At 72.1% G+C, this 24,451-nt stretch carries 26 protein-coding genes, 1 pseudogene and 1 riboswitch; of the genes and pseudogenes, 15 read left to right on the top strand and 12 right to left on the bottom strand.

The window, feature by feature from the left end:
* Positions 1-18: 18 nt before the first annotated feature.
* The 8 genes from AB0I04_RS02380 to AB0I04_RS02345 all read right to left on the bottom strand — a co-directional run bounded on the left by AB0I04_RS02380 (position 19) and on the right by AB0I04_RS02345 (position 5,098).
* A complete protein-coding gene (locus AB0I04_RS02380; protein ID WP_360877685.1) occupies positions 19-594 on the bottom strand; it encodes a Fic family protein in 576 nt (191 codons plus the stop codon).
* Positions 591-929, bottom strand: a complete 339-nt coding sequence (locus AB0I04_RS02375) for a hypothetical protein (RefSeq protein ID WP_360877682.1) — start codon at positions 927-929, stop codon at positions 591-593. The genes AB0I04_RS02380 and AB0I04_RS02375 overlap by 4 nt, the downstream gene beginning before the upstream one ends.
* 40 nt (positions 930-969) lie before the next feature.
* Positions 970-1,743, bottom strand: a complete 774-nt coding sequence (gene fetB, locus AB0I04_RS02370) for an iron export ABC transporter permease subunit FetB (RefSeq protein WP_360877679.1) — start codon at positions 1,741-1,743, stop codon at positions 970-972.
* On the bottom strand, positions 1,740-2,411 hold the full coding sequence (locus AB0I04_RS02365) for a phosphate ABC transporter ATP-binding protein (RefSeq protein WP_360877677.1): 672 nt from the start codon (positions 2,409-2,411) through the stop codon (positions 1,740-1,742). Before AB0I04_RS02365 ends, fetB begins: the two co-directional genes overlap by 4 nt.
* Positions 2,408-2,977, bottom strand: a complete 570-nt coding sequence (locus AB0I04_RS02360; RefSeq protein WP_360877674.1) for a hypothetical protein — start codon at positions 2,975-2,977, stop codon at positions 2,408-2,410. Before AB0I04_RS02360 ends, AB0I04_RS02365 begins: the two co-directional genes overlap by 4 nt.
* A gap of 44 nt (positions 2,978-3,021) precedes the next feature.
* Positions 3,022-3,948 carry a zinc metalloprotease HtpX gene (gene htpX / locus AB0I04_RS02355; protein ID WP_360877671.1) on the bottom strand — a complete coding sequence of 309 codons (927 nt, stop codon included), beginning with the start codon at positions 3,946-3,948 and terminating at the stop codon, positions 3,022-3,024.
* 74 nt (positions 3,949-4,022) lie between these two features.
* A complete protein-coding gene (locus tag AB0I04_RS02350; protein ID WP_360877668.1) occupies positions 4,023-4,301 on the bottom strand; it encodes a hypothetical protein in 279 nt (92 codons plus the stop codon).
* Positions 4,298-5,098, bottom strand: coding sequence for a PspA/IM30 family protein (locus AB0I04_RS02345; protein WP_360877665.1), 801 nt, complete (start codon positions 5,096-5,098; stop codon positions 4,298-4,300). The genes AB0I04_RS02350 and AB0I04_RS02345 overlap by 4 nt, the downstream gene beginning before the upstream one ends.
* Before the next feature lie 122 nt (positions 5,099-5,220).
* On the opposite strand from AB0I04_RS02345, the gene AB0I04_RS02340 reads away from it, so the two are divergent.
* Together AB0I04_RS02340 and AB0I04_RS02335 are read left to right on the top strand one after the other, a co-directional pair.
* Positions 5,221-5,808 (top strand): DUF3043 domain-containing protein, encoded by a 588-nt coding sequence (locus AB0I04_RS02340; RefSeq protein ID WP_360877662.1) that lies wholly within the window; start codon positions 5,221-5,223, stop codon positions 5,806-5,808.
* 24 nt (positions 5,809-5,832) lie between these two features.
* Positions 5,833-6,834: an aldo/keto reductase family protein gene (locus AB0I04_RS02335; RefSeq protein WP_360877659.1), complete on the top strand. Its 1,002-nt coding sequence runs from the start codon at positions 5,833-5,835 to the stop codon at positions 6,832-6,834.
* A gap of 63 nt (positions 6,835-6,897) precedes the next feature.
* On the opposite strand, the gene AB0I04_RS02330 is transcribed toward AB0I04_RS02335, so the two are convergent.
* The 3 genes from AB0I04_RS02330 to AB0I04_RS02320 all read right to left on the bottom strand — a co-directional run bounded on the left by AB0I04_RS02330 (position 6,898) and on the right by AB0I04_RS02320 (position 9,128).
* The gene (locus tag AB0I04_RS02330; RefSeq protein ID WP_360877656.1) at positions 6,898-8,058 is read right to left on the bottom strand and encodes an MASE1 domain-containing protein; all 1,161 of its coding nucleotides are present in this window, start codon (positions 8,056-8,058) and stop codon (positions 6,898-6,900) included.
* A gap of 89 nt (positions 8,059-8,147) precedes the next feature.
* On the bottom strand, positions 8,148-8,360 hold the full coding sequence (locus tag AB0I04_RS02325; RefSeq protein WP_360877653.1) for a hypothetical protein: 213 nt from the start codon (positions 8,358-8,360) through the stop codon (positions 8,148-8,150).
* Between the two features lie 33 nt (positions 8,361-8,393).
* Entirely contained in the window at positions 8,394-9,128 is a 735-nt protein-coding gene (locus tag AB0I04_RS02320; RefSeq protein ID WP_360877650.1) for a thioredoxin domain-containing protein, read from the bottom strand.
* Positions 9,129-9,551: 423 nt separating this feature from the next.
* Positions 9,552-9,631: riboswitch (cobalamin riboswitch) on the top strand.
* 115 nt (positions 9,632-9,746) lie between these two features.
* On the opposite strand from AB0I04_RS02320, the gene AB0I04_RS02315 reads away from it, so the two are divergent.
* The 12 genes from AB0I04_RS02315 (at position 9,747) to lipB (ending at position 23,566) form a co-directional block, all read left to right on the top strand.
* A complete protein-coding gene (locus tag AB0I04_RS02315) occupies positions 9,747-10,394 on the top strand; it encodes an SCO2322 family protein (RefSeq protein WP_360877648.1) in 648 nt (215 codons plus the stop codon).
* Positions 10,373-11,443, top strand: coding sequence for an energy-coupling factor transporter transmembrane component T (locus AB0I04_RS02310; RefSeq protein WP_360877645.1), 1,071 nt, complete (start codon positions 10,373-10,375; stop codon positions 11,441-11,443). Before AB0I04_RS02315 ends, AB0I04_RS02310 begins: the two co-directional genes overlap by 22 nt.
* Positions 11,440-13,245, top strand: coding sequence for an ATP-binding cassette domain-containing protein (locus AB0I04_RS02305; protein WP_360877642.1), 1,806 nt, complete (start codon positions 11,440-11,442; stop codon positions 13,243-13,245). Before AB0I04_RS02310 ends, AB0I04_RS02305 begins: the two co-directional genes overlap by 4 nt.
* 37 nt (positions 13,246-13,282) lie before the next feature.
* The gene (locus AB0I04_RS02300; RefSeq protein WP_360877640.1) at positions 13,283-14,083 is read left to right on the top strand and encodes an ECF transporter S component; all 801 of its coding nucleotides are present in this window, start codon (positions 13,283-13,285) and stop codon (positions 14,081-14,083) included.
* Entirely contained in the window at positions 14,083-15,036 is a 954-nt protein-coding gene (locus AB0I04_RS02295) for a bifunctional adenosylcobinamide kinase/adenosylcobinamide-phosphate guanylyltransferase (protein ID WP_360877637.1), read from the top strand. Before AB0I04_RS02300 ends, AB0I04_RS02295 begins: the two co-directional genes overlap by 1 nt.
* A 128-nt stretch (positions 15,037-15,164) precedes the next feature.
* Entirely contained in the window at positions 15,165-15,947 is a 783-nt protein-coding gene (gene cobS, locus AB0I04_RS02290; RefSeq protein WP_360877634.1) for an adenosylcobinamide-GDP ribazoletransferase, read from the top strand.
* Positions 15,948-16,531: 584 nt separating this feature from the next.
* On the top strand, positions 16,532-18,022 hold the full coding sequence (locus AB0I04_RS02285) for a leucyl aminopeptidase (protein WP_360877631.1): 1,491 nt from the start codon (positions 16,532-16,534) through the stop codon (positions 18,020-18,022).
* 90 nt (positions 18,023-18,112) lie between these two features.
* Positions 18,113-19,486 carry a dihydrolipoyl dehydrogenase gene (lpdA, locus tag AB0I04_RS02280; protein WP_360877628.1) on the top strand — a complete coding sequence of 458 codons (1,374 nt, stop codon included), beginning with the start codon at positions 18,113-18,115 and terminating at the stop codon, positions 19,484-19,486.
* A 46-nt stretch (positions 19,487-19,532) separates the two neighbouring features.
* Positions 19,533-21,002, top strand: coding sequence for a 2-oxoglutarate dehydrogenase, E2 component, dihydrolipoamide succinyltransferase (gene sucB / locus AB0I04_RS02275; protein WP_360877626.1), 1,470 nt, complete (start codon positions 19,533-19,535; stop codon positions 21,000-21,002).
* 26 nt (positions 21,003-21,028) lie between these two features.
* Positions 21,029-21,916 (top strand): TIGR01777 family oxidoreductase, encoded by an 888-nt coding sequence (locus AB0I04_RS02270; protein ID WP_360877623.1) that lies wholly within the window; start codon positions 21,029-21,031, stop codon positions 21,914-21,916.
* 139 nt (positions 21,917-22,055) lie between these two features.
* The gene (locus AB0I04_RS02265) at positions 22,056-22,808 is read left to right on the top strand and encodes a peptidase E (protein WP_360877620.1); all 753 of its coding nucleotides are present in this window, start codon (positions 22,056-22,058) and stop codon (positions 22,806-22,808) included.
* A gap of 29 nt (positions 22,809-22,837) precedes the next feature.
* Positions 22,838-23,566 carry a lipoyl(octanoyl) transferase LipB gene (gene lipB / locus AB0I04_RS02260; protein ID WP_360878786.1) on the top strand — a complete coding sequence of 243 codons (729 nt, stop codon included), beginning with the start codon at positions 22,838-22,840 and terminating at the stop codon, positions 23,564-23,566.
* Positions 23,567-23,682: 116 nt separating this feature from the next.
* Here the strand turns inward: lipB and AB0I04_RS02255 are convergent, their stop codons facing one another.
* Positions 23,683-24,186, bottom strand: a complete 504-nt coding sequence (locus AB0I04_RS02255; RefSeq protein ID WP_360877617.1) for a DUF1877 family protein — start codon at positions 24,184-24,186, stop codon at positions 23,683-23,685.
* Between the two features lie 157 nt (positions 24,187-24,343).
* Between AB0I04_RS02255 and AB0I04_RS02250 the strand changes: the two are divergent.
* A pseudogene (locus AB0I04_RS02250) lies at positions 24,344-24,451 on the top strand (lipoyl synthase); the annotation flags it as partial.

Below are 24,451 nucleotides of genomic sequence, written 5' to 3'. Positions count from 1 at the left end.
GCCCGCCAGGGATCTTGGTCACTCGGACTCGACGACTTCGTCCAGCATGTGCCGCATCGACTCGGGATCGCCGCGCATGATCGCGATGGACGCCTCCAGATTTTGCGCAGCGTCCAGTCGCCGCCAATTGACGGTAAATCCAGCCTCTCGGGCGAGCTGCCCGAAAAAAGCCCGCTGTGTACGACCGTTGCCTTCCCTGAAGGCATGGACCGCGTTGACCTCTCCCAAGTAAAAGGTCAACCGGTTGACGAACTCCTCTCGACCGAGCCTCCGCAGGTAGCCCTCACGGGCGAGCCCGTTGAAGATCTCATCCGAAGCCGACCGGATGAACTGGGGGAGGCAGAAGGCGTGGCCCTTCGCGATCGCTACCGTCCTTAACTCGCCGGCCCAGGGGTAGATGTCGCCGAATATCACCTTGTGGAACGATCGCAGATGCGCAAGGTCGTAGCGCCCGGGCAACGGACGCCTCTCGAGCCGCGCCAACATCAGGTAGGTGAGGTCGGCCTCGGCGCGGGACAACTCGTCCGCATCGGTAATGCCGAGCTTGTTGATCAGAACGCCGGTTGCCGGATCTGTATACGGATCGCTACTCACAGACGCCGATAATGCCGGAGCGTCTCCTCATACACGTCCGTTTCGCTGATCTCACCTCGCGCCCAGCGTTCCGCGCGCGCGATCGTTTCCGCCGAGGGCTCGAGGCCCTCCGCCCGCACAGAGCCTTCGGCGACGTCGAGAGCATGGCGCCGCCGCCGATACTCCACCAACTCTTCGTAGGCGGCGTAGGGAAGCAGGACGGCTTCCGGCTTACGTTGGGACCCGAAGACGACGGGTTCCGCGGAAGCACCCTCGCGCCGGAATCGCGCGACGGTCTCCGAAAGGCGTCGGCGCACCTCGGACAGTGGGTGTACAGAGAGCGCGAAGGACGTCATGTCCCTCAGGATACCTGGTACTTGTACAACTTTCTGTACATCACGCGTCGCGGAGGCGGTGGGCTTCGTCGAAGAGGGCGGACTCGGCGAGGCGGGTGGTGACGTACGCGCTGACGGCGGCGGCCGCGAGCTGCATGTACATCACGACGATCTGGTAGCGGATCGCGGTCAGGGGGTCGACGCCGCCGAGGATCAGGCCGGTCATCGCGCCCGGCAGCGTGATCAGACCGACCACCTTCATGGAGTCGATGATGGGCAGGAGCGCGGTGTGCAGCGCGTCGCGGGTGTGCGGGGCGAACGCCTCGCGGGCGGGCAGGCCGAGCGCCAGACGGGCCTCGATCTTGGGTCGTCCGCTCATGACCGCGTCGCGTACCCGCCGCAGGGCCAGGCCGGTGGCCTGCATCGAGCCGCCGATGATCATTCCGGCCACGGGGACGACGACGCGTGCCTGGGTGGCGATGGTGCCGAGAAGAACCAGGGCGAGCAGGGTGGTGCCGCCGCCGACGGCCAGGCCGGTTGTGGCGGCCACCCGGGATCGGGGGACCCCCGAGCCGCGTCGGCCCGCAACCTGACCCGCGATGACGACCATGATCGCGGCCCAGGCGAACGCTCCGGGCAGGCCGGCGTACTGGAAGATCGCCAGCAGCAGCGCTCCGATGGCGATCAGCTGCACTGCGGCCCGTACGACGGCGACGACGAGTTCCCGGGTGATGTGGAGTCGGGCCCGCGCGACGACGGCCAGGGCGACCCCGACGAGGACGAAGGACGCCACGACGCCCGGCCAGGACGGGACGTGGACGTTTTCGTGGGTCACGGCGCCGCGACCCGCAGGTAGGCGACGGTTTCCGGCGGCCCTTGGTCCTCCAGTCGTCCCGCGCGGAGCACCAGCACATCGTCGGCGAGCCGGCGCGCCTGGCCCGTGTCATGGCTCACCAGCACTGCCGTACCCCCGGCGGCGCGCATGTCGCCGATGACGCGCTCGATCGCCTCGGCACTGGCCCGATCGAGTGCCGAGGTCGGCTCGTCCAGCAGGAGCACCTCCGGTCGGAGGGCCAGCGCGCGGGCGAGGCAGACCCGCTGTGCCTCCCCCCCGGAGAGCCCGGCCGTCTGACGTTCGGCGAAGCCGGGCGGCAGGCCGGTCTCCGCGAGGAGGGAGCGTGCTTCCTCCTCCGTCAGGTCGGGGCGGCCCACCCGGAGGTCGTCCAGGACGGTGTCCGTCAGCAGGGTCGGCTGCTGGGCGACAAGGCCGACGCGGCGGCGCAGCGCCAGGACGTCCAGCGCCGGGAGCGGCGTGCCGTCCAGCAGGACACGGCCGGTGGTCGGGTCCAGCATCCGGTTGAGCAGGCGCAGTAGCGTCGACTTGCCGGCGCCGCTGGGCCCGGCGATCGCCGTGCAGCCTCCCGACCGGATGGTCGCGGTGATGTCCTGGAGGATGGCGGTGTCGCCGCGGCGCACGCCCACGGCCTCCAAGAGGAAGGTCACAGCCCGGGCGCGCCCCATACCGGGAACCACCGGCCCAGGTCGTCCTCGACCGGCAGGTCCGCGCCGACCGCACCGCGTACCTGCAGCTCGAGGGCGTTGTCGCGTTTCTCGCCCGGCAGCGGGGCGAAGGGGTAGAAGGTGCCGCGCTTGTAGAGGTAGACGAGGCCGAAGCGCTTGCCGTCCGGCCCGGTGAAGGCCACCAGCGAGCACAGCAGCTGTGGGCCGAACCCGCCGGACTCCAGCGCGGAGTTGACCGCGTGGATGTCCGTGACGAGCCCTTCCAGGTCGTCGGCCCCGTGCCGGGAGACCAGCCACGTGTAGCCGTAGGCGTCGGTGCTCAGCTCGACCTTGGGCTCGTCGCCGGCGTCGAGGAGCTCGCGTACGTCCTTCTCGATCTGCGCGAACGCCGCGCCCTCGGCGGCCCGGAAGCAGACCGCGCCCACTCCGGTCGGGGTCAGCGCGGCTGCGGCCTCCAGGGTGACGGCCGCGGTCGGCAGCGCGAACAGCCGGTCGAGGTCGGGTTTCTTCGGCTTCGATCGGCCCAGCAGCGTGTCGAGGAACCCCATGTCAGACTCCCTGGCCCGGCAGCGGCGCGTACCCCACGCCCATCTCAGACTCCCTGGCCGAGCTGCGCGGAGATCTTGGCGAGCTGCTGCAGCCGCTGGTCCAGCGACGGGTGGGTGGAGAAGAGCGTCGAGATGCTGAACCCCTTGGTGAAGGCCGGCGCGAAGTAGAAGGCGTTGAACGGCTCGGCGGCCCGCAGGTCCTTGGTCGGGATCCGGGACATCTCCCCGGTGACCTTGGTCAGGGCCGCCGCCAGGGCGGACGGCCGACCGGTGAGCAGCGCCGCGGCGCGGTCCGCCGACAGCTCGCGGTAGCGCGACAGCGCGCGGGTCAGCAGGAAGCTGATGGCGTAGACGGCCGCGCTGACGCCGATGACGATCAGCAGCACCATCGCGGTGCTCTGGTCGTTGTTGTTACGGTCGCGGCTGCTGAAGCCGCCCCACAGGCCCCACTCGAGGCCGAAGCGGGTCAGCAGGCCGGCCAGGATGCCGAGGAACGACGCGATCGTCATGACCGCGACGTCGCGGTGCGCGACGTGGGACAGCTCGTGGGCGAGCACGCCTTCGAGCTCGACCGGGTCGAGCCGCCGGAGCAGGCCTGTGGTGACGCACACCACGGCGTTCTCCTGGTTGCGGCCGGTGGCGAACGCGTTGGGCACGTCGGTGTCCGCGATCGCCACCCGCGGCTTCGTCATATCGGACATGGCGCAGATCCGGTCGATCACGCCGTGCAGCTCCGGTGCCTCCTCCGCCGACACGATCCGCCCGTGCATGGCGAACAGGGCGAGCCGGTCGGAGAAGAAGTACTGGGCGAGGAGGAAGGCCACGGCGATGACCAGGACGACCAGCCAGAGCCCTGGCACGAACACGAAGAAGAACCCGACGAAGGCGACGTACAGCAACCCCAGCAGGAACATCGTCAGCAGCATGCGCGATGTGAGCCCTCGGTCGGGCGCGAAGCGCGAGCGCTCCATTGTGTCCCCTTCCTCCCCGTCCGACACGCTTTCCAGGTACAACGTCCGGACTGGCCTGCTTTGTGCCTGCGGGATCAGTCGGGGATGAGGCCCTCGTCGCCCAGCATCGCGCGGACCTCGTCCATGGTCGCGTCCGCGGGCGGGAGGATCAGATCCGACGGCTCCAGATCCTCCGGCGGCAGCGGCTTGCCCACCTTGCGCACCCGCTCCAGCAGCGCGTGCAGCGCGCCGCGGAACTGCGCCTCGTCGCCGGACTCGATCGCCTTTTCGAGCTCGGCGTCCAGGTCGTTGAGGGCCGCCAGGTCGCCGTCGGCGACGTTGAGCTGGCCCTCGCCCATCAGCCGGACGATCACTGGCCCTCCCCGGGCTGGTGCGGCCGCTGAACCTGCTGCGGGGCGTGCTGCTGGGGCTGAGCCTGTCCCGGCGCGGCGTCGAGCTGCTTGGGCGCCTCGGCCATGCCGAGCTCGGCCTTCATCCGCTCCAGCTCGAGGTCCACCCCGGGGCCGGAACCCATGCGGTCCAGCTCGGCCTGGATGTCGTCGCGCGGCCCGGAGTAGTCCTCGAGGGCACCCGAGGCGAGCAACTCGTCGATGGCGCCGGCGCGCGCCTTCATGTTCTCGGTCTTCTCCTCGGCGCGCTGGATCGCCAGCCCGACGTCGCCCATCTCCTCGGAGATGCCGGAGAACGCCTCGTTGATCTTGGTCTGCGCCTCGGCCGCGGTGTAAGTGGCCTTGATGGTCTCCTTGCGTGTACGGAAGGAGTCGACCTTGGCCTGCAGCCGCTGGGAGGCGAGCGTTAGCTTCTCCTCCTCGCCCTGCAGCTGCGCATACTGGGCGCGCAGGTCGCCCAGCTGGCTGTCCAGGCCGGCCCGGCGTTCCAGCGCTGAGCGGGCGAGGTCCTCCCGGCCCACCTGCAGCGCCTTCCTGCCCTGATCGGTCAGCTTGTTCTGCTGCTGCTCGAGCTGGTTGATCTGCAGCTCCAAGCGCTTGCGGGACGTTGCGACGTCCGCGACGCCGCGCCGTACCTTCTGCAGCATCTCAAGCTGACGCTGATAGGAGTAGTCAAGGGTCTCCCGAGGATCTTCCATTCTGTCCAGCGCCTTGTTGGCCTTGGACTTGAAGATCATCGACATACGCTTCATCACGCTCATCGCGCGTGGCCGGTCCCTTCTGCTGATGCCTCGCAAACGCTGCTGGGGTTCGCTGACCACCCTACGCGTTAACGCTCAAGACAGTCATTATGTTCGCCGCGAGCGCCGGTAGGCTGATCTGCGTGTTCCGACGTCGTACTGATACCGCCACCGAGGAGCCCTCCACCACCCCCGAGGTCGTCAAATCGGGAGGGAAGGGCCGCCCCACGCCCAAGCGCAGCGAGGCACAGAAGCGCAACCGCCAGCCGATCACCGCGCCGCGCACCCGCAAGGAGGCCTACGCGCAGGCCCGCCAGCGGCAGTCCAAGGATCGCCAGAAGGTCAAGGAGGGCATGGCCCGCGGCGACGACCGCTATGTGCCCAAGCGCGACCAGGGTCCGGCCCGCCGGCTCGCCCGCGACTTCGTCGACTCGCGGCGCACCTTCGGCGAGTTCTTCATGTACCTCACCCTGCTGATCCTCCTGGTCGCCATGGTCGCGCCGGTGACGATCAAGGCATACGTCTACCAGTTCGCCTGGCCGGTCATGCTCGTGCTGATCATCGGTGAGTCGATCCTCCTCGGTCGCCGGGTGAAGAAGCTCGCGCTGCAGCGCTTCCCCGACGACAACCTGCGAGGGCTCGGCTTCTACACCGCCACCCGCTCGATGCAGATCCGCCGGTTCCGAATGCCGCAGCCGCGCCTGAAGCCGGGGCAGAAGGACCAGGTCTGACCCTGCCGTTCTAGGGTTCCGGGCATGGAGTTCCGTCATTTGGGCCGCAGCGGCCTCAAGGTCAGCGAAATCTCGTACGGCAACTGGATCACGCACGGCTCCCAGGTGGAGGAGGACGCCGCGAAGGCGTGCGTCCAGGCTGCCCTCGAGGAGGGCATCACCACCTTCGACACGGCGGACGTCTACGCCGGCACGCGCGCGGAGGAGGTCCTCGGCCGGGCGCTGAAGGGACAGCGCCGGGAGTCGCTGGAGGTCTTCACCAAGGTCTACTGGCCCACCGGTGACGGCCCGAACGACCGCGGCCTGTCCCGCAAGCACATCTTCGAGTCGATCCACGGCTCGCTGCGCCGTCTGCAGACCGACTATGTCGACCTGTACCAGGCGCACCGGTTCGACCACGAGACCCCGCTCGAGGAGACCCTCAAGACCTTCGACGACCTCGTACGCCAGGGCAAGGTGCTCTACATCGGCGTGTCGGAGTGGCGCGCCGAGGAGATCGCGCGGGCCCTGAAGATCGCCGACGAGATGGGCTTCGACCGGATCGTGTCGAACCAGCCGCAGTACAACATGATCTGGCGGGTGATCGAGTCCGAGGTCGTCCCGCTGTGCGAGAAGGAGGGCGTCGGGCAGATCGTCTGGTCGCCGATCGCCCAGGGCGTGCTGACCGGCAAATATCAGCCCGGCGCCGCCCCGCCCGCGGGGTCGCGCGCCACCGACGAGAAGAGCGGTGCGGCGTTCATCCAGCGGTGGCTGAACGACGAGGTGCTGACCCGCGTGCAGCGGATCAAGCCGCTCGCCGAGGAGGCGGGCCTGTCGATGGCGCAGCTCGCCATCGCCTGGGTCCTGCAGAACCCCAACGTCTCCTCCGCCATCATCGGTGCGTCCCGCCCGGAGCAGGTGCGCGACAACGTGAAGGCGGCCGGCGTCACGCTCGACGCCGAACTGCTGCGGCGCATCGACGAGATCCTCGAGCCGATCGCCGAGCGCGACCCGGCCAAGACGGTCAGCCCGCCGCAACGCCCGTAGCCCGAGGTTCCGCCGTCCGCACGTGGGTGGGCGCCGTCTCTCCGCGACAGGTCGTGCGTGCCCTCACGCTCGGCGGGGCCTCCGTACGGACGGTTCGTCCGCGCCGCTCCCGGCGGCCGGGGCTGCGCCGCCCGGGCCGCCCTCCTGGTCCGGGCGGAGGGCTCGCGCCACCGCTCCATGCCGGGCGCGGAGAACGTCCAGGACCATGGTCTTGAGCGTCAGCTGGCCGCGCTCGAGCTCGGCGGCCATGGCGGTGAGGTGCTCGGCCACGTGCTCAAGGTCCTGCCGCGCGAGGTCGCGTTCAGTGATCACCGCGGCGAGCAGGAACGTGGTCAGCGCGACGGTGCCGTTGAACAGCTGCAGGTTCACCATCGCGTGCAGCAGCCCACCGTTCGCCAACAGGTGGGGGCGGTGCACCGCGGCGAACGTCGCGCTGACCGAGGCGATGAGGACGCACAACGCGGCGCCGAGGTGCCCGAAGCGGAAGGCCGCCCAGATCAGGAAGGGGAAGACGAGGAACAACAGGTGAAGCGAGACCTGGGTGACGAAGACCGTGACGCCCAGCGTGCCGGCGAGCAGCAACGCGGCCTCCGCCCAGCGGGCCGCGCCGAACCTTGGCAGGCCCGTGTGCCGGACGGCCATCACCAGCGGCACCACCACGAGCACGCCCATCGTGTCGCCGGTCCACCACACCGCCAGCGTCGAGAGCATTCCCGCGGCGTGCACCGCTCCGGCCAGCACCAGGGCCAGCGTCCCCGCGGCGGCGCTGACGAGCATGCCGGCGAAGGCGCCGAGGAAGATCAGCGCCAGAGCGTCCCTCAGCCGGTCCATCTCGCAGCGGAAACCCACCGCGTGCAGGAGGAGGACGGAGCACACGGGGGCCAGCGTGTTGCCCGCGGTGATCATCAGGACGGCGGGCAGCGTCGGGCCGAGCCCGGCGTTCACCGCGAACGCGGCGAGGGCGATGCCCGGCCAGGTCCGCAGGCCGAGCAGCGTCAGGCAGCAGACGGCGACGCCGGTCGGCAGCCAGAGCGGGGTGACCTGCTGGTGCACGAGGGCCAGTAGCAGCCCCAGCCGCGCCGTCCCGTAGTACAGGGCGGCGGTGACCAGGATCCACGACCCCACGCAGGCCGCCTGCCGAAGCCGTCCGCGGTCGATGTCGGCGACGGCGGACACCGGCCTGTCCAATCGCCACGGGCGCCTTGCGAGCGCGTGACCCGCCATGATGCTCACCCTACTCCGCCGACATGGTGAGGGCGCAGGTCAGAGCTGGTGCCGCGGACGCGGCCGGGCTGGTGCCGGCTCCCTCGTGATCAGCCGCCTTCGGGGTGCAGGCTCATCGGACCGTACTCCTTGCGCCCGTCCTCCAGCAGGGTGACCTGATCGACGCCCGCCGCCAGAAGGCCCCGCCAGTTCTCCCCCACCCAGGACTCCGCGTCGGCCTGCGTCGTCCAGGTCTCGTCGCCGAAGCCGGAGGGCTCCACCGGCGTCCCGTCGGCCTTCTCGTACCGCCAGCTCCAGGGCATCGTTCTCCTCACTCTCGTCCGGGCTCGTCCGGCTCAGCCGGCGGCCTCGACCGCGCGCCGCAGCCCGTCCGCGCTCAGCATGTCACTCGTGGTCAGCTTCGTGTTGTTCACCATGACGGTCGGCGTGCCGGTGATGCCGCCCTGGATGGCCGTCCGGCTCCACGTCCGCACGTCCGAGGCGTACCGCTGGCCGCGCACGCAGGAGGCGAAGTCGGAGCTGGTGATGCCGGCGTCGCCGCCGTACGACACCAGGTCGGCGATGGGGTATCCGTTCGAGCTCTCCGCCGGCTGGTGTGCGAAGAGCTGGTCCTGGTAGGCGAGCCAGCGGACGCCGTCGGGGGCACAGCGGGCCGCGGCCGCCGCGCGCGTGGAGCTGCTCGCCATCGGCTCGGCGCTGAAGATCACCATGGGGTGGTAGACGACCTTGGCCTTGCGTTCCCCCGCGAGGCTCCTGAGGGTCGTGTCGTTGGTGTCGTGGACCGTCTTGCAGGGCGGGCACTGGAAGTCCTCGTAGACGTCCACCACCGGACGGGACACCCCCGAGGCGGCCATCGTCACGGTGCCGCCGGTGTCCATGGTGACCGTGACCCCACCGGGCAGCGTCGCCGACCGGCCGCCGCCGTCATCCTTGCGGAACAGCAGGAACGCGGTGACCGCCACGCCGACGACGAGGACCAGCCCGCCCGCGACCAGTCCGATGATCAGCCCGCCCCGTCCGCCCCGGCCACCGGGCGGAGTGCCGTACGGCGCCGGTCCTCCCGTCGGCATGCCCGGCCCGTACGCGCCGTACGGCGCACCCGGACCATACGGCCCCGGCGGCGGTCCGTACGCCGGTCCGGCACCGGGAGGCGGATACGGGCCCGATCCCGGGTCGGACGGCGAATACGATCCCGGTCCGGCACCGGGAGGCGGGTACGGACCCGACCCCGGGTCGGAAGGCGGATACGGGCCCGGTCCGGCGCCGGGGGGCGGATATGGGCTCGGCCCGGACGGTGGCTCGTACGAGGATCCCCCCTGTGGCCCGTAGGGCGAGGGCCCCGGCTGCGGGCCTCCGGGCGAGGGGGTGCCCTCCGGCGGCTGCCAGGGATCTCGGGGGATGTCACTCATGATCCGCAGGCTACCGTTCTGGTGGTTTTGACGTGTTCAGCGCGCCGTGGTCAACTCGTCGGCAGCAGCACACGCGCCGTCGCGGGGGAAGCCGGTCCAAGTCCGGCGCTGACCCGCAACCGTAGGCCGCCCGGGCACCCACCCGGCGGCGAGCCGGAATGCCCGCGCCGGCGCGAGCGGCTCCGTTGTTCCGTCGTGGTCCGCGGATGGAGTCCGGGCGCGTGCGACACTCGGTGCGCCCACTTCACCGGAGACCGCCTTGCCCTCAGAAAGGCGTCCATGCCGAAGATCGCAGCCGGTCTCCTCGTCTCAGCCCTGATGTTCGCGCCCATGCCGGCCGCGCGCGCCGACGCCGTAGCGTTCTGGGGGTACTGGCAGGCGAAGGGCGACAAGTGGGCCTTCGCCACCACGGGCCCGGCCCAGGCCCACCCCAAGGACGGCGCGGTCGAGGGCTGGCGGTTCGCCAAATCCAGCGGCAACACAGGCACCCCGCCGCGCGACAAGCCGGACTTCGCCGCGATCTGCGGCCCTGGTTCCGCTCCGGCGGGCAAGAAGCGCGTCGCCATCGTGGTCGACTTCGGCGAGCCCACCGACGCCCCGAAGGACCAGCACCCGCAGGCCACCGTACGGAGCTGCGCGACGGTTCCGGAGAACGCGACCGGCACCGATGTCCTCTTGGCGGCGGGCCAGCGGACGCTGGCCGACAAGAGTGGGCTGATCTGCGCCATCGACGCGTTCGGACCGTGCGGCGCCCCCAGCGGGCAACCCACCGGCGGAGCCACCTTTGTCGCGACCGCGCCGCCGGCCGCCGGGAAGAAGGACAAGGGCGGGTCCGGCACGCCGGTCGGCCTGTACGCCGGGATCGGGCTGATCGTGATCGTCGCCGCGGGCGGCGGGGCGGTCGCGTGGCGCCGGTCCCGCCGGTGAGCCGGCGGCTGCATCCCGGCGCCTGGTGGCTGTGGGCGCTGGGGCTCGCGACGGCGGCCACGCGGACGACCAACCCGCTGCTCCTCCTGCTGGTCGGCGCGGTCACCGGGACGGTCGTGGCGGTGCGCCGCACGGAGGACCCGTGGGCCCGGGCGTACGGGATGTTCCTGCGGATCGGGCTGGTCGTGGTCGTCATCCGGGTGGTGTTCGGCGCGGTGTTCGCGGCGCAGGTCCCGGGAACGACGCTGGTCACGCTCCCCTCGGTGACCCTGCCGTCGTGGCTGGCGGGGATCCGTGTCGGCGGGCCGGTGACCGCCGAGGGCCTGGCCGTCGCGGGGTACGACGCGCTGCGGCTCGCGACCGTCCTGGTCTGCGTGGGAGCCGCCAACGCGCTGGCGGCGCCGAGCCGGCTGCTGAAGTCCGTTCCCGGGGCGCTCTACGAGGTGGGCGTCGCGGTGGTGGTGGCGATGACGTTCGCGCCCCAGGCGGTGGCGCACGTACGGTGGGTGCGGAACGCGCAGCGTCTGCGCGGCCGCTCCGCTCGCGGCATCCGTGGCCTGGGGCGACTCGCCATGCCGGTCCTGGAAGGCGCGCTGGACCGGTCGGTGCAACTGGCCGCCGCGATGGACGCGCGCGGGTACGGCCGCACGGCCGCCGTGCCGCGGGCGCGACGACGGGCCACCGCCGCGCTGGTCCTGGGCGGGCTGCTCGCGGTGTGCGCCGGACTGTACGGGCTGCTGGACGGGCAGGCGCCCGCGGTGCTCGGGACGCCGATGCTGGTCCTCGGATCGGTCTGCGCTGCGGCCGGGCTGTGGCTCGGCGGCCGCCGCTCGCCGCGGACCCGCTACCGCCCGGACCCCTGGGCGCTGCCCGAGTGGGCGACCGGCGCCTCCGGCGTGCTGGCCGCCGCCGCGATGACCGTCGCGGGTCTCGCCGGCGCGGACGGCCTGCGGCCCCCTCCGGGGACCGCGCCCGGGCTTCCGCCACTGCCGGCCGCCGGAGTACTGCTCGCCCTCGCCCCCGTTCTCCTCCGAGGAGGCAGAACGTGATCCGATTCGACCGGGTCGGCTTCCGCTACGGCACGACGCCCGTCCTCGCGGACGTCGATCTGGAGATCGAAGAGGGCGAGCTGTGCCTCGTCGCCGGGCGGACCGGGACGGGCAAGTCCACGCTGCTGCGCGCCGTGAACGGCCTGGTCCCGCACTTCACCGGCGGCGTGCTGACCGGCCGGGTGACCGTCGCGGGGCGGGACACCCGCGATCACCCGCCGCGTGAACTCGCCGACGTCGTCGGCTACGTCGGACAGGACCCGCGCGCCGGGTTCGTCTCCGACGTCGTCGAGGAGGAGCTGGCGTACGGGATGGAATCCCTCGGCCTGCCCTCGGACGTCATGCGCCGGCGTGTCGAGGAGACGCTGGACCTACTCGGGCTGGCCGGGCTGCGGGACCGGCCCCTGAGCACGCTGTCCGGCGGCCAGGCGCAGCGGGTGGCGATCGGCTCGGTGCTGACCACGCATCCGAAGGTCCTCGTTCTGGACGAGCCGACGTCCGCCCTGGATCCGATTGGGGCCGAGGACGTCCTGGCGACACTGCAGCGCCTGGTGCACGACCTGGGTCTGACGGTGATCCTCGCCGAGCACCGGCTCGAGCGGGTCGTTCACCTGGCCGACACGACGGTGCTGTTGTCCGGCGACGGGTCACCGCCTCTCCACGGCCCGACCGCGGAGATCATGGCGGACTCCCCGGTGGCGCCGCCCGTCGTCCGGCTGGGCCGCCTGGCGGGCTGGTCGCCGCTCCCCCTGTCCGTACGAGACGCCCGGCGCGCCGCCGCCTCCCTCCGTCAGCGCCTCGCCGACACGCCGTCGCCCGAGCGAGACGCCCGACGAACCGGCGCTCCCCTCGGCGAGCGCCTCGCCGACGCGCCGCCACCTGATCGCCAGGACAGGCGCTCGCCTGCGCCTGATCGCGAGAACGGCCGGTCGCCGGAGTCAGGTCAGGGAACCCGCCCGCGGTCGTCCGATCAGGAGGACGTCCGGTCGCCGGCGTCAGGTCCGGGAACCGGCCGGCCGCGGTCGCCTCATCAGGAGGACGGCCGGTCGCCGGCGGAGGTGCGCGGGCTGGAGGTCCGGTACGGCCCGGTGACGGCGCTGCGCGGCGTCGATCTGTCCGTCGCGCCGGGAGAGGTGATCGCGCTCATGGGGCGGAACGGCGCGGGCAAGTCCTCGCTGCTCAGTGCCCTCGTCGGCCTGATCCGTCCGGCCGGCGGACGGGTCCGGGTCGGGGGCGTGGTGCCGCATGAGACGCCGCCGCGGGTCATGGTGCGGAAGGCCGGCCTCGTGCCGCAGGACGCCGCCGACCTGCTGTACGCCGAGACGGTCGCGGCCGAGTGCGCCGCCGCCGACCGCGACATGGGGGCGGAACCGGGTACCTGCCGCGCTCTCCTCGGCCGTCTCGCGCCCGGTGTCGACGACGCGCTCCATCCGCGTGATCTCTCGGAGGGCCGGCGGCTGGCGCTCGCGCTGGCCGTCATCCTCACCGGACGGCCGCCGCTGATCCTGCTCGACGAGCCGACGCGCGGCCTCGACTACACCGCCAAGGGCCGCCTCGTGGAGATCGTCCGCGACCTCGCAGCCGACGGCCACGCGGTCGTCCTGGCCAGTCACGACGTCGAACTGGTCGCCGAGGTCGCGACGCGGACGGTCGTCGTCGCCGAGGGCGAGATCGTCGCCGACGGGCCGACCGGCGAGGTCGTGGTGGGCTCCCCCGCGTTCGCCCCACAGGTCGGCAAGATCCTCGCCCCGGTCCCGATCCTCACGGTGGACCAGGCGCGGGAGGCGATGGCATGGGCGTGAGCCCGATCAACCCGCGGGCGCGGTCCGGGGTGGCGGCATGGGCGTGACGGCGATTCGCCTGCGGGCACGGTCCGGGGCCGCGCTGTTCCTGGTGTCGGTCGCGGGCGCGGCGGCGTTCTGCTGGCCGCTGTTCGTCACGCCCGGCGCGCGGATCGCCCAGTCGAGCATCGCGCCGTGGATGTTCGTGCTGCTCCTCCCCCTCCTCCTCGCGGTGGCGCTCGCCGAGGTCGCCGAGGGCGGCATCGATGCGAAGGCCATCGCGCTGCTGGGCGTGCTCGGGGCGGTCGGTGCGGCGCTCCGGCCGCTGGGCACGAACGTCGCGGGCTTCGAGCCGATGTTCTTCGTCCTCATGCACGGCGGGCGGGTGCTGGGGCGCGGGTTCGGCTTCCTGCTGGGGGCGGTGGCGATGTTCGCCAGCGCGCTGATCACGGCGGGCGTCGGCCCCTGGCTGCCGTACCAGATCCTCGGGGCGGCATGGGTGGGGTTCTTCGCCGGGTGCCTGCCACGCGCCCGTGGGCGGGTGGAGATCGCGATGCTCGCGGGTTACGGAGCGGTGGCCGCGTTCGCCTATGGCTGGTTGCAGAATCTGGGATTGTGGCCGTTCCTGGGGGGAACGTCGAGTTCGATCTCCTATCACCCGGGCGCTCCGCTCGGCGACAATCTCGGGAGGTTCGTCGCGTTCAGCCTCACCACCTCCCTGGGCTTCGACCTGCCACGAGCGATCTTCACGGCGATCCTGGTGGCCGTCACCGGCCGTCCGGTGCTGCTCGCACTGCGCCGGGCCGCTCGCCGGGCGGCGTTCGAGGCCCCGGCCGGGTCCGGCGACCGGAGTGTGTGATGGACGGTATGGAGATCCACCTGCTCGGCAGGGCCGGGCCGCGCGGCTGGCCCGAGCCCGGCTGCCGCTGCGCGTCCTGCACCCGGATGTGCGCCGCGCACCGCCGGATCGAGCCGACCCGCGTGCTCCTCGACGGCGTGCCGCTCGACCAGTGCCGCCGGCGCCAGGTGCCCGGTGGGTACGACGTCCGGACGCCGCGCGGGCACCGGGTCCTGTTCGCGGCCCGTCCGGGCGCCCGTCCCGAGCCCGCCGGACCCGAACCGTACGACGCCGTGCTCCTCGACCTGATCGGCGACCCGTCGCACCTGGGGCGGCTCCGGCGCGCCGGCGCGGTGACCGACGCGACGCGGATCGAGGCCGTCCACGTCGACCACCGCATCGCCACCCCTGCCGAACTCGACCGCCGGATCGGCCTGTGGACCCGTCCGGCGTCCGGGCCGTGGCGGTCGCTGATCCTGGGCGGCGCCCGGTCCGGGAAGTCGGAGGAGGCCGAACTGCGGGTGATGGCCCACCCGGACGTGACGTACGTCGCGACCGGCATCATGCACGCGGACGACCCGGAGTGGCGCGACCGGATCGCCGCGCACCGGCAGCGCCGTCCCGGCTGGTGGGAGACCGCCGAGACGATCGACCTGGCGGGCCTGCTGCGCGGCTCGGCGGGCACGCTCCTCATCGACGGAATGGGAACCTGGCTGACGGCGGTGTTCGACGCGCTGGGCGCCTGGGAGTACCCGCAGGCGGTCGTCCCGCGCCTGAACGAGCTGGTCGACGCGTGGCGGTCCACGCGGGCCCACGTCGTCGCGGTCAGCGACGAGGTCGGCCTGTCGGTCGTCCCCGGCACCGCGAGCGGGCGCGCGTTCCGTGACACGCTGGGACGCCTCAACCAGCGCCTGGCCGCCGAGTCCGAGGAGACCGCCCTCGTCGTCGCCGGCCGCGTGATGGACCTGCCGTGATCGGACAGACGCCATGAGGCCCAGGCATGACCGCGACGACCCCGCGACCGTGGAGGACGCCGGGAGACCCGGGCACGAGCGCGGACGGCACCGCGGGTCCCGAGGACGCCGCGAGAGCGGAGGGCGCCATGAGATCTGACGCGAAGGGGATCGGAGGCGGCGACGGGCTGCGGCTCGCGGTGTCGCTGCTCACCGTCGTACCGGTCCGGTGCGACCGCGTCGACCGGGAGACCGCCCGCCGGGCGATGACGCTCGCCCCCGTGGCCGGGCTCATCGTCGGTGTGGCGGCGGCGCTGGTGCTCACCGTGACGGGCCTGCTCGGCGCCGGCCCGCTGCTCGGCGCGGCCCTGGCCGTCGCGGCCACCGCGCTGCTCACCCGCGGCCTGCACCTGGACGGGCTCGCCGACCTCGCCGACGGGCTGGGCAGCGGGCGCCCCGCCGACGACGCCTTGTCGATCATGAAGCGGTCCGACATCGGGCCGTTCGGGGTGATCGCCCTCCTGCTCACCCTGCTGATCCAGGTCGCCGCCCTGGCACAGGCTCCCCACCGGGCGGTCGCCGTGACGGTCGCAGCCGTCACCGGACGGCTCGCGGTGACCTGGGCCTGCCGCGAGGGGGTGCCTCCGGCCCGCCCGGAAGGGCTCGGGGCGCTGGTCGCCCGGACGGTACGGCGCCGGGACGCAGTCGCCGTCACGGCGGCCGTCGTGGTGGCCGCGGCCGTCGCGGGCCTGCTCGCGGGAGGCGTACGGCCGGCCGTCCTCGCCCCGGTCGCGGTGGCGGCCGGGCTCCTGGCCGCGGCGGCGCTGCTCCGGCACGCCGTACGCCGCCTCGGGGGCGTCACCGGTGACGTCCTCGGCGCCCTCGTCGAGACGTCGGTCACCGCCGCGCTTCTCGTCATGTCGGTCGCCTGAGCAACCCGTGGCCTGAGCGACGCCCACGGTCCGCTGTACCCAGGGGCTTACGGCGCCTCCGGCGGATCTTCGTCCGGCTGCGCGGCGTCCAGAGCGCGCCTCGCCGCGTTGTCGCCCCGCCCCACGAGAACGCTCGGAGGCGGCTTCGCCGACAGTCGCGGTTCAGACGACGTCCGTACGCCGGCGATCTCCGCTGCCTGAGGACTGCGCGCGGCCGTCGATGGTGCGGCCACCGGGCACACAGGCCCGCATCGGCGCGGGAGCGTCCCTGTGGAGCTCCCGCGCCGGTCGCGGAACGCGCCGTGGCCACGGAACATGCTGCGGCGCTCCGCGGGCCGCCGTCCTGGGGACGAGTCGCCGCTGCCCGCTTCCCCTCGGCCAGAGGCGACCCTCGATCTCCCAGGACGACGGGGTCGAGGAACCGGTCCGCGATCGCCCGCGGCAGGACGTGACCCGCGGCCGGCCATCCGACGAATGGTATTCGACGAGCCGGCGACGTACGTCCTTCCCAGCGCCCGCCGAAGATCACCGAAGTCCGGGCCATTCGAACAAAGAACTGCGGGGCAGGACTACCATCGGGCTGTGTGACGAACCTCAGCCTTACCAGTGCGGAATCCGCTTCTCTTGATGTCGACGCCGTCGTGATCGGTGTCGTGTCCGACGACTCCGGCCCGGTGTTGGCGCCCGGCGCCGCAGGAGTCGACCAGGCCTTCCAGGGCCGGTTGATCGACGCGCTCAGCGGGTTGGGTGCCGCCGGCAAGGCGGGTGAGGTCACGAAGGTTCCGACGCTCGGCAACCTGGCCGCTCCGCTCGTGGTGGCCGTCGGCCTGGGCGAGGCGTACGACGGCGAGGCCCTTCGCCGGGCCGCGGGGGCCGCGCTGCGCTCGCTCGCCGGTTCCGGTTCGGTCGCGGTCCTGCTGCCCGCCGCCACCCCGGTCGAGGTGGCCGCCGTGGCGACCGGCGCCCTGCTCGGCAACTACGCCTACTTGAATTACCGGACCGGTGACGGTCACAAACGGCCGGTCGAGGAGATCACGGTCGTGTCCGAGGCCGTGGCGATCGGTGACGCCCAGGCCGCTCTCGAGCGCGCCCGGACCCTCGCCGACGCCGTGACCCTGGTCCGCGACCTGGTCAACACCCCGCCGTCCGACCTCAACCCCGAGGCGCTGGCCGACGCCGCGCGCCAGGTCGGGGAGGAGTCCGGCCTGTCGGTCGAGGTCCTCGACGAGAAGGAGCTGGTCGAGGGCGGCTTCGGCGGGATCGTGGGGGTCGGTCAGGGCTCGGTCAACCCGCCGCGCCTGGTCCGGCTCGCCTACGAGCACCCCGAGGCGGCCAAGACGGTCGCGTTCGTCGGCAAGGGCATCACGTTCGACTCCGGCGGCCTGTCGCTGAAGCCCGCCGACTCCATGGACTGGATGAAGTCCGACATGGGCGGCGCCGCCGCGGTGCTCGGCGCCCTGAAGGCGATCGCGGCGCTCGGCCCGAAGGTCAAGGCCGTCGGCTACCTCGCCATCGCGGAGAACATGCCCAGCGGCACCGCGCAGCGTCCCTCCGACGTTCTCACCATCTACGGTGGCAAGACCGTCGAGGTGCTCAACACCGACGCCGAGGGCCGCCTCGTCATGGCCGACGCGATCGTGCGGGCCGGTGAGGACGAGCCCGACCTGATCGTCGACGTCGCCACCCTGACCGGCGCCCAGCTCGTCGCGCTCGGCACCCGTACGGCCGGCGTCATGGCCAACGACGACGACGTGCGCGAGAAGGTCGTCGACGCCGCGGGCCGCGCCGGTGAGTCCGCCTGGCCGATGCCGCTGCCCGACGACATGCGCAAGAACCTGGACTCGGCCGTCGCCGACATCGCCAACATCAGCGGTGAGCGCTGGGGCGGCATGCTCACGGCCGGCATCTTCCTGAAGGAGTTCGTGCCGGAGGGGGTGCGCTGGGCGCACCTCGACATCGCCGGCCCCTCCTTCAACCAGGGCCAGCCGTACGGTTACACCCCGAAGGGCGGCACCGGAGCCGCCGTGCGCACGCTCGTGCAGGTCGCCGAGGACGTCGCCGCCGGGGCGCTGTGACGGCCGGACGGCCGGAAGTGGAAAGATGCGTGCCGGAACAGAAATCGCGCCGGGCCGAAGGTGCCCGAGCGGGCATCGAAGGAGCGTCCTGTGTCGAATAGCCCCTACGACATCGTCGTCCTAGGTGGCGGCAGCGGCGGATACGCGTGCGCCCTACGGGCGGTCGAGCTGGGCCTGAGCGTCGTGCTCATCGAGAAGGACAAGCTGGGCGGCACGTGCCTCAACCGCGGCTGCATCCCGACCAAGGCGCTGCTGCACGCCGCCGAGGTCGCCGATCAGACGCGTGAGTCGGCCACGTTCGGGATCAAGGCCCGGTTCGAGGGCATCGACCTCCCGGGCGTGCACGCCTACAAGGACAAGGTCGTCAGCACGACGGTGAAGGGCCTGACGGGCCTGATCAAGTCCAAGGGCATCACGATCGTCGAGGGCGAGGGCCGCCTCACCGGCCCCACCACGGTCCAGGTCGGCGACACGACGTACGAAGGCCGGCACATCGTGCTGGCCACCGGCTCGGTTCCCCGGTCGCTGCCCGGCCTGGGGATCGACGGCGAGCGGGTCATCTCCAGCGACCACGCGCTGGTCCTCGACCGGATCCCGCAGTCCGTGGTGGTCCTGGGCGGCGGCGTCATCGGCGTCGAGTTCGCGAGCGTCTGGCGCTCGTTCGGCGCCGAGGTGACGATCGTCGAGGCGCTTCCGCACCTGCTGCCGCTGGAGGAGGAGTCCAGTTCCAAGCGGCTGGAGCGGGCGTTCCGCAAGCGCGGCATCAAGTTCGAGCTCGGCGCGCGGTTCGAGAGCGTCAAGCACACCGAGTCCGGGGTCATCGTCACGCTCGAGGGCGGCAAGACCCTCGACGCCGACCTCATGCTCGTCGCCGTGGGCCGCGGCCCGGTCTCCGAGGGCCTGGGCCTGGAGGAGGTCGGCGTCCAGACCGAGCGCGGCTTCGTCAAGGTCGACGAGTACTGCCGCACGACCGTCCCGACCATCTCCGCCGTCGGCGACCTGGTCCCGACGCTCCAGCTGGCGCACGTCGGCTTCGCCGAGGGCATCCTCGTCGCCGAGCGGCTGGGCGGCCTGGACCCCGCGCCGATCGACTACGACGGTGTGCCGCGCATCACCTACTCCGAGCCCGAGGTCGCGTCGGTGGGCGTCACGTCCGCGATCGCCCGGGAGCGGGGCCACGACATCGTCGAGTTCACCTACGACCTGGCCGGCAACCCCCGGAGCAAGATCCTGGGCACGCAGGGCGAGGTCAAGGTCATCGCTCAGAAGGACGGCCCCGTGCTGGGCGTGCACATCGTCGGCAGCCGCGTCGGCGAGCTCATCACCGAGGGCCAGCTGATCTACAACTGGGAGGCCCTGCCGTCCGAGGTCGCCCAGCTCATCCACCCGCATCCGACCCAGTCCGAGGCGATCGGCGAGGCTCATCTCGCGCTCGCCGGCAAGCCGCTGCACGTCCACGGCTGACCCGCCACTACCCGATAAGACGTCTCTAGAGGAGTCGCAGAGAACCATGCCGGTCTCCGTAACCATGCCCCAGCTCGGCGAGAGCGTGACCGAGGGCACCGTCACCCGCTGGCTCAAGAAGGAGGGTGAGCGCGTCGAGGCCGACGAGCCGCTTCTCGAGGTGTCGACGGACAAGGTCGACACCGAGATTCCGTCGCCGGCCGCGGGTGTCCTGAGCAGCATCACCGTCGCCGAGGACGAGACCGTGGAGGTCGGTGCCGAGCTGGCCGTCATCGCCGAGGAGGGCGAGGCGACCGGCGGTGCCGCTCCGCAGCAGGAGCAGGCCCAGCCGGCCCCGGCCCCGCAGGCCGCTCCGGCCCCGGCACAGCCTGAGCCGCCGCAGCAGCCGACCGCGCCGTCCTGGCCGCCGCCCGCCCCGGCCGCGCAGCCGGCCGCCGCCGCGCCGCAGCCGGAGCTTCGGCAGGAGCCCCCGGCGCCCGCGCCGGCCCCGCAGCCGGAGCCGGCCGCCGAGCAGCCGTCCGGCGACAGCCCGTACGTCACGCCGCTCGTCCGCAAGCTCGCGGCCGAGCACGAGGTGGACCTGGGCACCGTCAAGGGCACCGGCGTCGGCGGGCGCATCCGCAAGCAGGACGTTCTCGAGGCCGCGCGGGCCAAGCAGGCGCCGCCGCCGCCCGCCCCGGCCCCGCAGGCCGCTCCGGCGCCCGCCCAGCCCGCTCCGGCTCCGGCCGCGGCGCAGGCCCCGGCGGCTCCGGCGGCCCGTCCGGCCGTGACGGTGCCGGCGGAGGTGTCGCGCCTGCGCGGGACGACCGAGAAGATGTCCCGGACGCGTCAGTCGATCGCCCGGCACATGGTCGAGTCGCTGCAGGTGTCGGCGCAGCTGACGACGGTCGTCGAGGCGGACGTCACCAAGCTCGCGCGGCTGCGTGACCGCGCCAAGGCGGACTTCCTGGCGCGGGAGGGTGTGAAGCTCAGCTTCCTGCCGTTCTTCGCGCAGGCGGCCATCGAGGCGCTGAAGGTGCACCCGAAGCTCAACGCGGTCATCGACTCCGAGACCAACGAGGTGACCTACCACGACGTCGAGAACCTCGGCATCGCGGTGGACGCCGAGAAGGGCCTCATGGTCCCGGTGATCCACAACGCCGGCCAGCTGAACCTCGCCGGTCTGGCCCAGCGGATCGCCGACCTCGCCGAGCGCACCCGCACCAACAAGGTCAGCCCGGACGAGGTGACCGGCGGCACGTTCACGATCACCAACACCGGCAGCCGGGGCGCGCTGTTCGACACGCCGATCCTCAACCAGCCGCAGGTCGGCATGCTGGGCACTGGCACGGTCGTGAAGCGCCCGGCGGTCATTGAGGACCCGCAGCTCGGTGAGGTCATCGCGGTGCGCTCGATCGTGTACCTCGCGCTGACCTACGACCACCGCCTGGTGGACGGCGCTGACGCCGCCCGGTTCCTCACGACGGTGAAGAACCGCCTCGAAGAAGGAAACTTCGAGGCCGAGCTCGGACTTTAGACACAGCCGAAAACTAAGCTGCGATCGTGCAGATCGCCATTACCGGTTCGACCGGACTCATCGGTACGGCCCTCGTTCGCGCGCTGCGCGGCGAGGGCCGTACCGTTCTCAGGCTCGTACGACGACGGCCCTCGGCCGACGACGAGATCCGCTGGGACCCGTTCGGCGAGGTCGACACGGCCTCGCTGGAGGGCGTCGACGCGGTCGTCCACCTCGCCGGCGCGGGCATCGGCGACCGCCGGTGGAGCGACTGCTACAAGCAGGAGATCCGCGACAGCCGCGTCGAGGGCACCCGTACCCTCTCCCGCGCCCTGGCCGCGCTCCGCGACGGGCCGGCGGTCCTGGTTTCCGGGTCGGCGAGCGGCTACTACGGCGACACCGGCGACCGTACGGTGGACGAGGACTCGCCCTCTGGCGAGGGGTTCCTCGCCGCGCTCTGCCGCGACTGGGAGGCCGCCACGGCCCCTGCCGCCGAGGCCGGGATCCGGGTGGTCCTCCCCCGCGCCGGGGTCGTCCTCGCCCGCGAGGGCGGCGCTCTCGGCCGGTTGCTGCCGGTCTTCCGCGCCGGGCTCGGCGGGCGGCTCGGCTCCGGCCGCCAGTGGATGAGCTGGATCTCCCTCACCGACCAGATCGCGGCGCTGCGCTTCCTGATCGACGGCGACGTCGCCGGGCCGGTGAACCTCACCGCCCCCGCCCCCGTCACCAACGCCGCCTACACGGCCGCCGTGGGCCGCGCGCTGCACCGCCCGACGTTCTTCGCCGTACCGGCCGCCGTACTGCGGCTGGCGCTCGGCGGACTGGCCGACGAGGGCGCCCTCGTGAGCCAGCGCATCATGCCCGCCCGCCTCACGGCGGCGGGATTCCGGTTCCAGCATCCGGACCTCGACACCGCGCTCGCCGACCTCCTCCCGTGACGTCCGCGCCGGAAGGTGTCGTCTCGCCCAGGAAGTAGCAAGAAACGTCCCACCCCCGCTGCGCCGCCCGGCCCGCGCCCGTACCGTGACGGGTGACCGCACCAGGTGAGGGTGAAGAACGATCGCTAAGGAGCGAGCGATGAGCACAGACGGTGAACCGCACATCGTGGCGATCGGCGGTGGGGGGTTCGTCCCCAACGGCCGCAACGGCGTGACGCCGGGGCCCCTCGTGCGGTACGCCCTGGACCTCACCGGGCAGGACCGCCCCAGGGTGTGCTTCCTCGCGACGGCGCTGGGCGACTCCACCGAGGCGGTCGCCCGCTTCTACGCGGCCTTCGCCGGGGTGGACGCCGAGGTCACCCACCTGGCGCTGTTCCCGATGCCGAACCACGAGGACCCGGCGGCGCACCTGCTCGCCCAGGACTTCGTGTACGTCTCCGGCGGGAGCGTCGCGAACCTTCTGGCCCTGTGGCGGCTGCACGGCCTCGCCGACGTGTTCGCGGAGGCCTGGCGGTCGGGTGTCGTCCTCTGCGGGCAGAGCGCGGGTGCCCTGTGCTGGCACGTCGGCGGCACGACCGACTCCTTCGGCCCGGAGCTGCGGCCGCTCACCGACGGGCTCGGCCTGCTGCCCTACGCCTGCGGCGTCCACTACGACAGCGACGAGCAGCGCCGGCCGCTGCTGCAGCGGCTCGTGGCCGAGGGCACGCTGCCCGACGCGTACGCGGCCGACGAGGCGGTCGGGCTGCACTACGTCGGGACGGAGTTCGTCCAGGCCGTGACCTATGTGGCGGGCCAGGGCGCGTACCAGATCGGCGCGGACGCCGCGGGCGGGGTCAAGGAGACGCGGATCGAGCCTCGGCTGCTGGCCTCCTTCGATGAGGTCGTACGCTGAGGGACGTGAGCGCCAGCGAAGAATCCACCATCACGGTCCTCGGCGAGCGCCCGGCGGCCGTCGGCACGAGCGACCTGGTCTTCATCCACGCCGGTTTCGGCGAGCGCGCCGTCCCGTACGAGGAGGCGTGGGAGCTGCAGCGGCGGCTGCACGAGCGCCGGGTCGCCGACGAGATCCCTGATGTCTGCCTGCTGCTGGAGCATCCGCCGGTCTACACGGCGGGCAAGCGGACCGAGCCGCTGGACCGGCCGATCGGGGACCCCGGCGCGCCGGTGATCGACGTCGACCGGGGCGGGAAGATCACCTGGCATGGCCCCGGCCAGCTGGTCGGCTACCCGATCGTCAAGCTGCGTGAGCCCGTCGACGTCGTCGCCTACGTCCGTACGATCGAGGAGGCGCTGATCGACACGTGCGCCGACCTCGGGCTGGCCACCAAGCGGGTCGAGGGCCGCAGCGGCGTGTGGGTGCCGGGTGTTCCCGACCGCAAGGTCGGCGCGATCGGCATCCGGGTGTCACGCGGTGTCACGATGCACGGGTTCGAGATCAACGCCAACTGTGACATGGGATGGTTCGACCGGATCGTCCCTTGCGGCATCCGCGACGCGGGCACGACGTCGCTCTCCGCCGAGCTCGGCCGCGACATCACGGTCGCCGAGGTCCTCGGCCTGGCCGAGCGACGGCTCACCGAGGTGCTCGGCGCCACGGAGGCCGCGCACCGCTCACTGGAAGCGATGCTCGGCGGCCCCGTCCCATCCTGACGCGCCGCCCGCACTCAGCCACGTAGACGGCCGGTCCCTCGTCCCGAGGGTCGGCCCGTCCACGACCGGGATTCAGCCCGTCGCGTTGTGGCCGGCCCGTCGTCTCTCGCCCGGGGTCAGCCCATCGCCTTGAAGACGGCCTGACCCTCGGCCGAGGCGGCCTCGAAGAAGCGGGTGAGCCGCTCGTACACCACGCGCAGCTCCCCGTCACGGATCGCCTCGGCGGGCTCGCCCACCCAGTCATCGGCGCCCTGGACGCCGAGCTCGGCCATCCGCTCGGCGTCATAGCGGCCGGAGATCGACGCGAACTCGGTCGCGGCAAGGTGATCGGCGGCCAGCTTGACCCGCTCGGCCGTCAGATAGATGACGTCGACGCCGAGTTCTTCGGCACCGTCCTCGGTGAGCAGCCGCCCACCGCACACCACGTCGGCGGCCGGGTGCGGGCCGTCCCACGGGTCACCGGTCAGCAGGTAGTGCAGTGCCTGCCACGCACCTGCGACGGGAAGCACGGGATGCTTCTCCCGCCAGTTCCCGCCTCCGAACACCGCGCGTGCGCGGGTCCCCGGATCGCCTGCGCCCTCGGCCTCCGGAAGCCTGAGGTACGTCATGGCCACTCGCACGCCTGACCTCCGTCATACGCCCTCTATACGCGACACCCACGTCACCTTAGAGAGATCCACAGCTACGTATGGTGAGAACGACATAAAACACCCCGGAGATCGTCCACTATGCCAACCACTTGCGCAACACGGGCGAATCCGGACATACCCTGAGCAAGTGACAGCCGTATCTCCTGAGGGCCGGAAGTTGCTGCGTGTCGAGGCCCGCAACGCCACGACACCGATCGAACGCAAACCACCCTGGATCAAGACCCGGCTGTCAATG

The organism is Actinoallomurus sp. NPDC050550 (genome assembly GCF_040655075.1).
Lineage (GTDB): Bacteria > Actinomycetota > Actinomycetes > Streptosporangiales > Streptosporangiaceae > Actinoallomurus.
This window is presented reverse-complemented; position numbering and strand designations above follow the sequence as displayed.

Coding starts and splice junctions, on each gene's coding strand:
- AB0I04_RS02375 (WP_360877682.1), bottom strand. CDS start 929: ATGACGTCCTTCGCGCTCTCTGTACACCCACTGTCCGAGGTGCGCCGA.
- AB0I04_RS02360 (WP_360877674.1), bottom strand. CDS start 2,977: ATGGGGTTCCTCGACACGCTGCTGGGCCGATCGAAGCCGAAGAAACCC.
- htpX (WP_360877671.1), bottom strand. CDS start 3,948: ATGGAGCGCTCGCGCTTCGCGCCCGACCGAGGGCTCACATCGCGCATG.
- AB0I04_RS02345 (WP_360877665.1), bottom strand. CDS start 5,098: ATGAGCGTGATGAAGCGTATGTCGATGATCTTCAAGTCCAAGGCCAAC.
- AB0I04_RS02335 (WP_360877659.1), top strand. CDS start 5,833: ATGGAGTTCCGTCATTTGGGCCGCAGCGGCCTCAAGGTCAGCGAAATC.
- AB0I04_RS02330 (WP_360877656.1), bottom strand. CDS start 8,058: ATGGCGGGTCACGCGCTCGCAAGGCGCCCGTGGCGATTGGACAGGCCG.
- AB0I04_RS02325 (WP_360877653.1), bottom strand. CDS start 8,360: ATGCCCTGGAGCTGGCGGTACGAGAAGGCCGACGGGACGCCGGTGGAG.
- AB0I04_RS02320 (WP_360877650.1), bottom strand. CDS start 9,128: ATGCCGACGGGAGGACCGGCGCCGTACGGCACTCCGCCCGGTGGCCGG.
- AB0I04_RS02315 (WP_360877648.1), top strand. CDS start 9,747: ATGCCGAAGATCGCAGCCGGTCTCCTCGTCTCAGCCCTGATGTTCGCG.
- AB0I04_RS02300 (WP_360877640.1), top strand. CDS start 13,283: ATGGGCGTGACGGCGATTCGCCTGCGGGCACGGTCCGGGGCCGCGCTG.
- AB0I04_RS02295 (WP_360877637.1), top strand. CDS start 14,083: ATGGACGGTATGGAGATCCACCTGCTCGGCAGGGCCGGGCCGCGCGGC.
- cobS (WP_360877634.1), top strand. CDS start 15,165: ATGAGATCTGACGCGAAGGGGATCGGAGGCGGCGACGGGCTGCGGCTC.
- sucB (WP_360877626.1), top strand. CDS start 19,533: ATGCCGGTCTCCGTAACCATGCCCCAGCTCGGCGAGAGCGTGACCGAG.
- AB0I04_RS02265 (WP_360877620.1), top strand. CDS start 22,056: ATGAGCACAGACGGTGAACCGCACATCGTGGCGATCGGCGGTGGGGGG.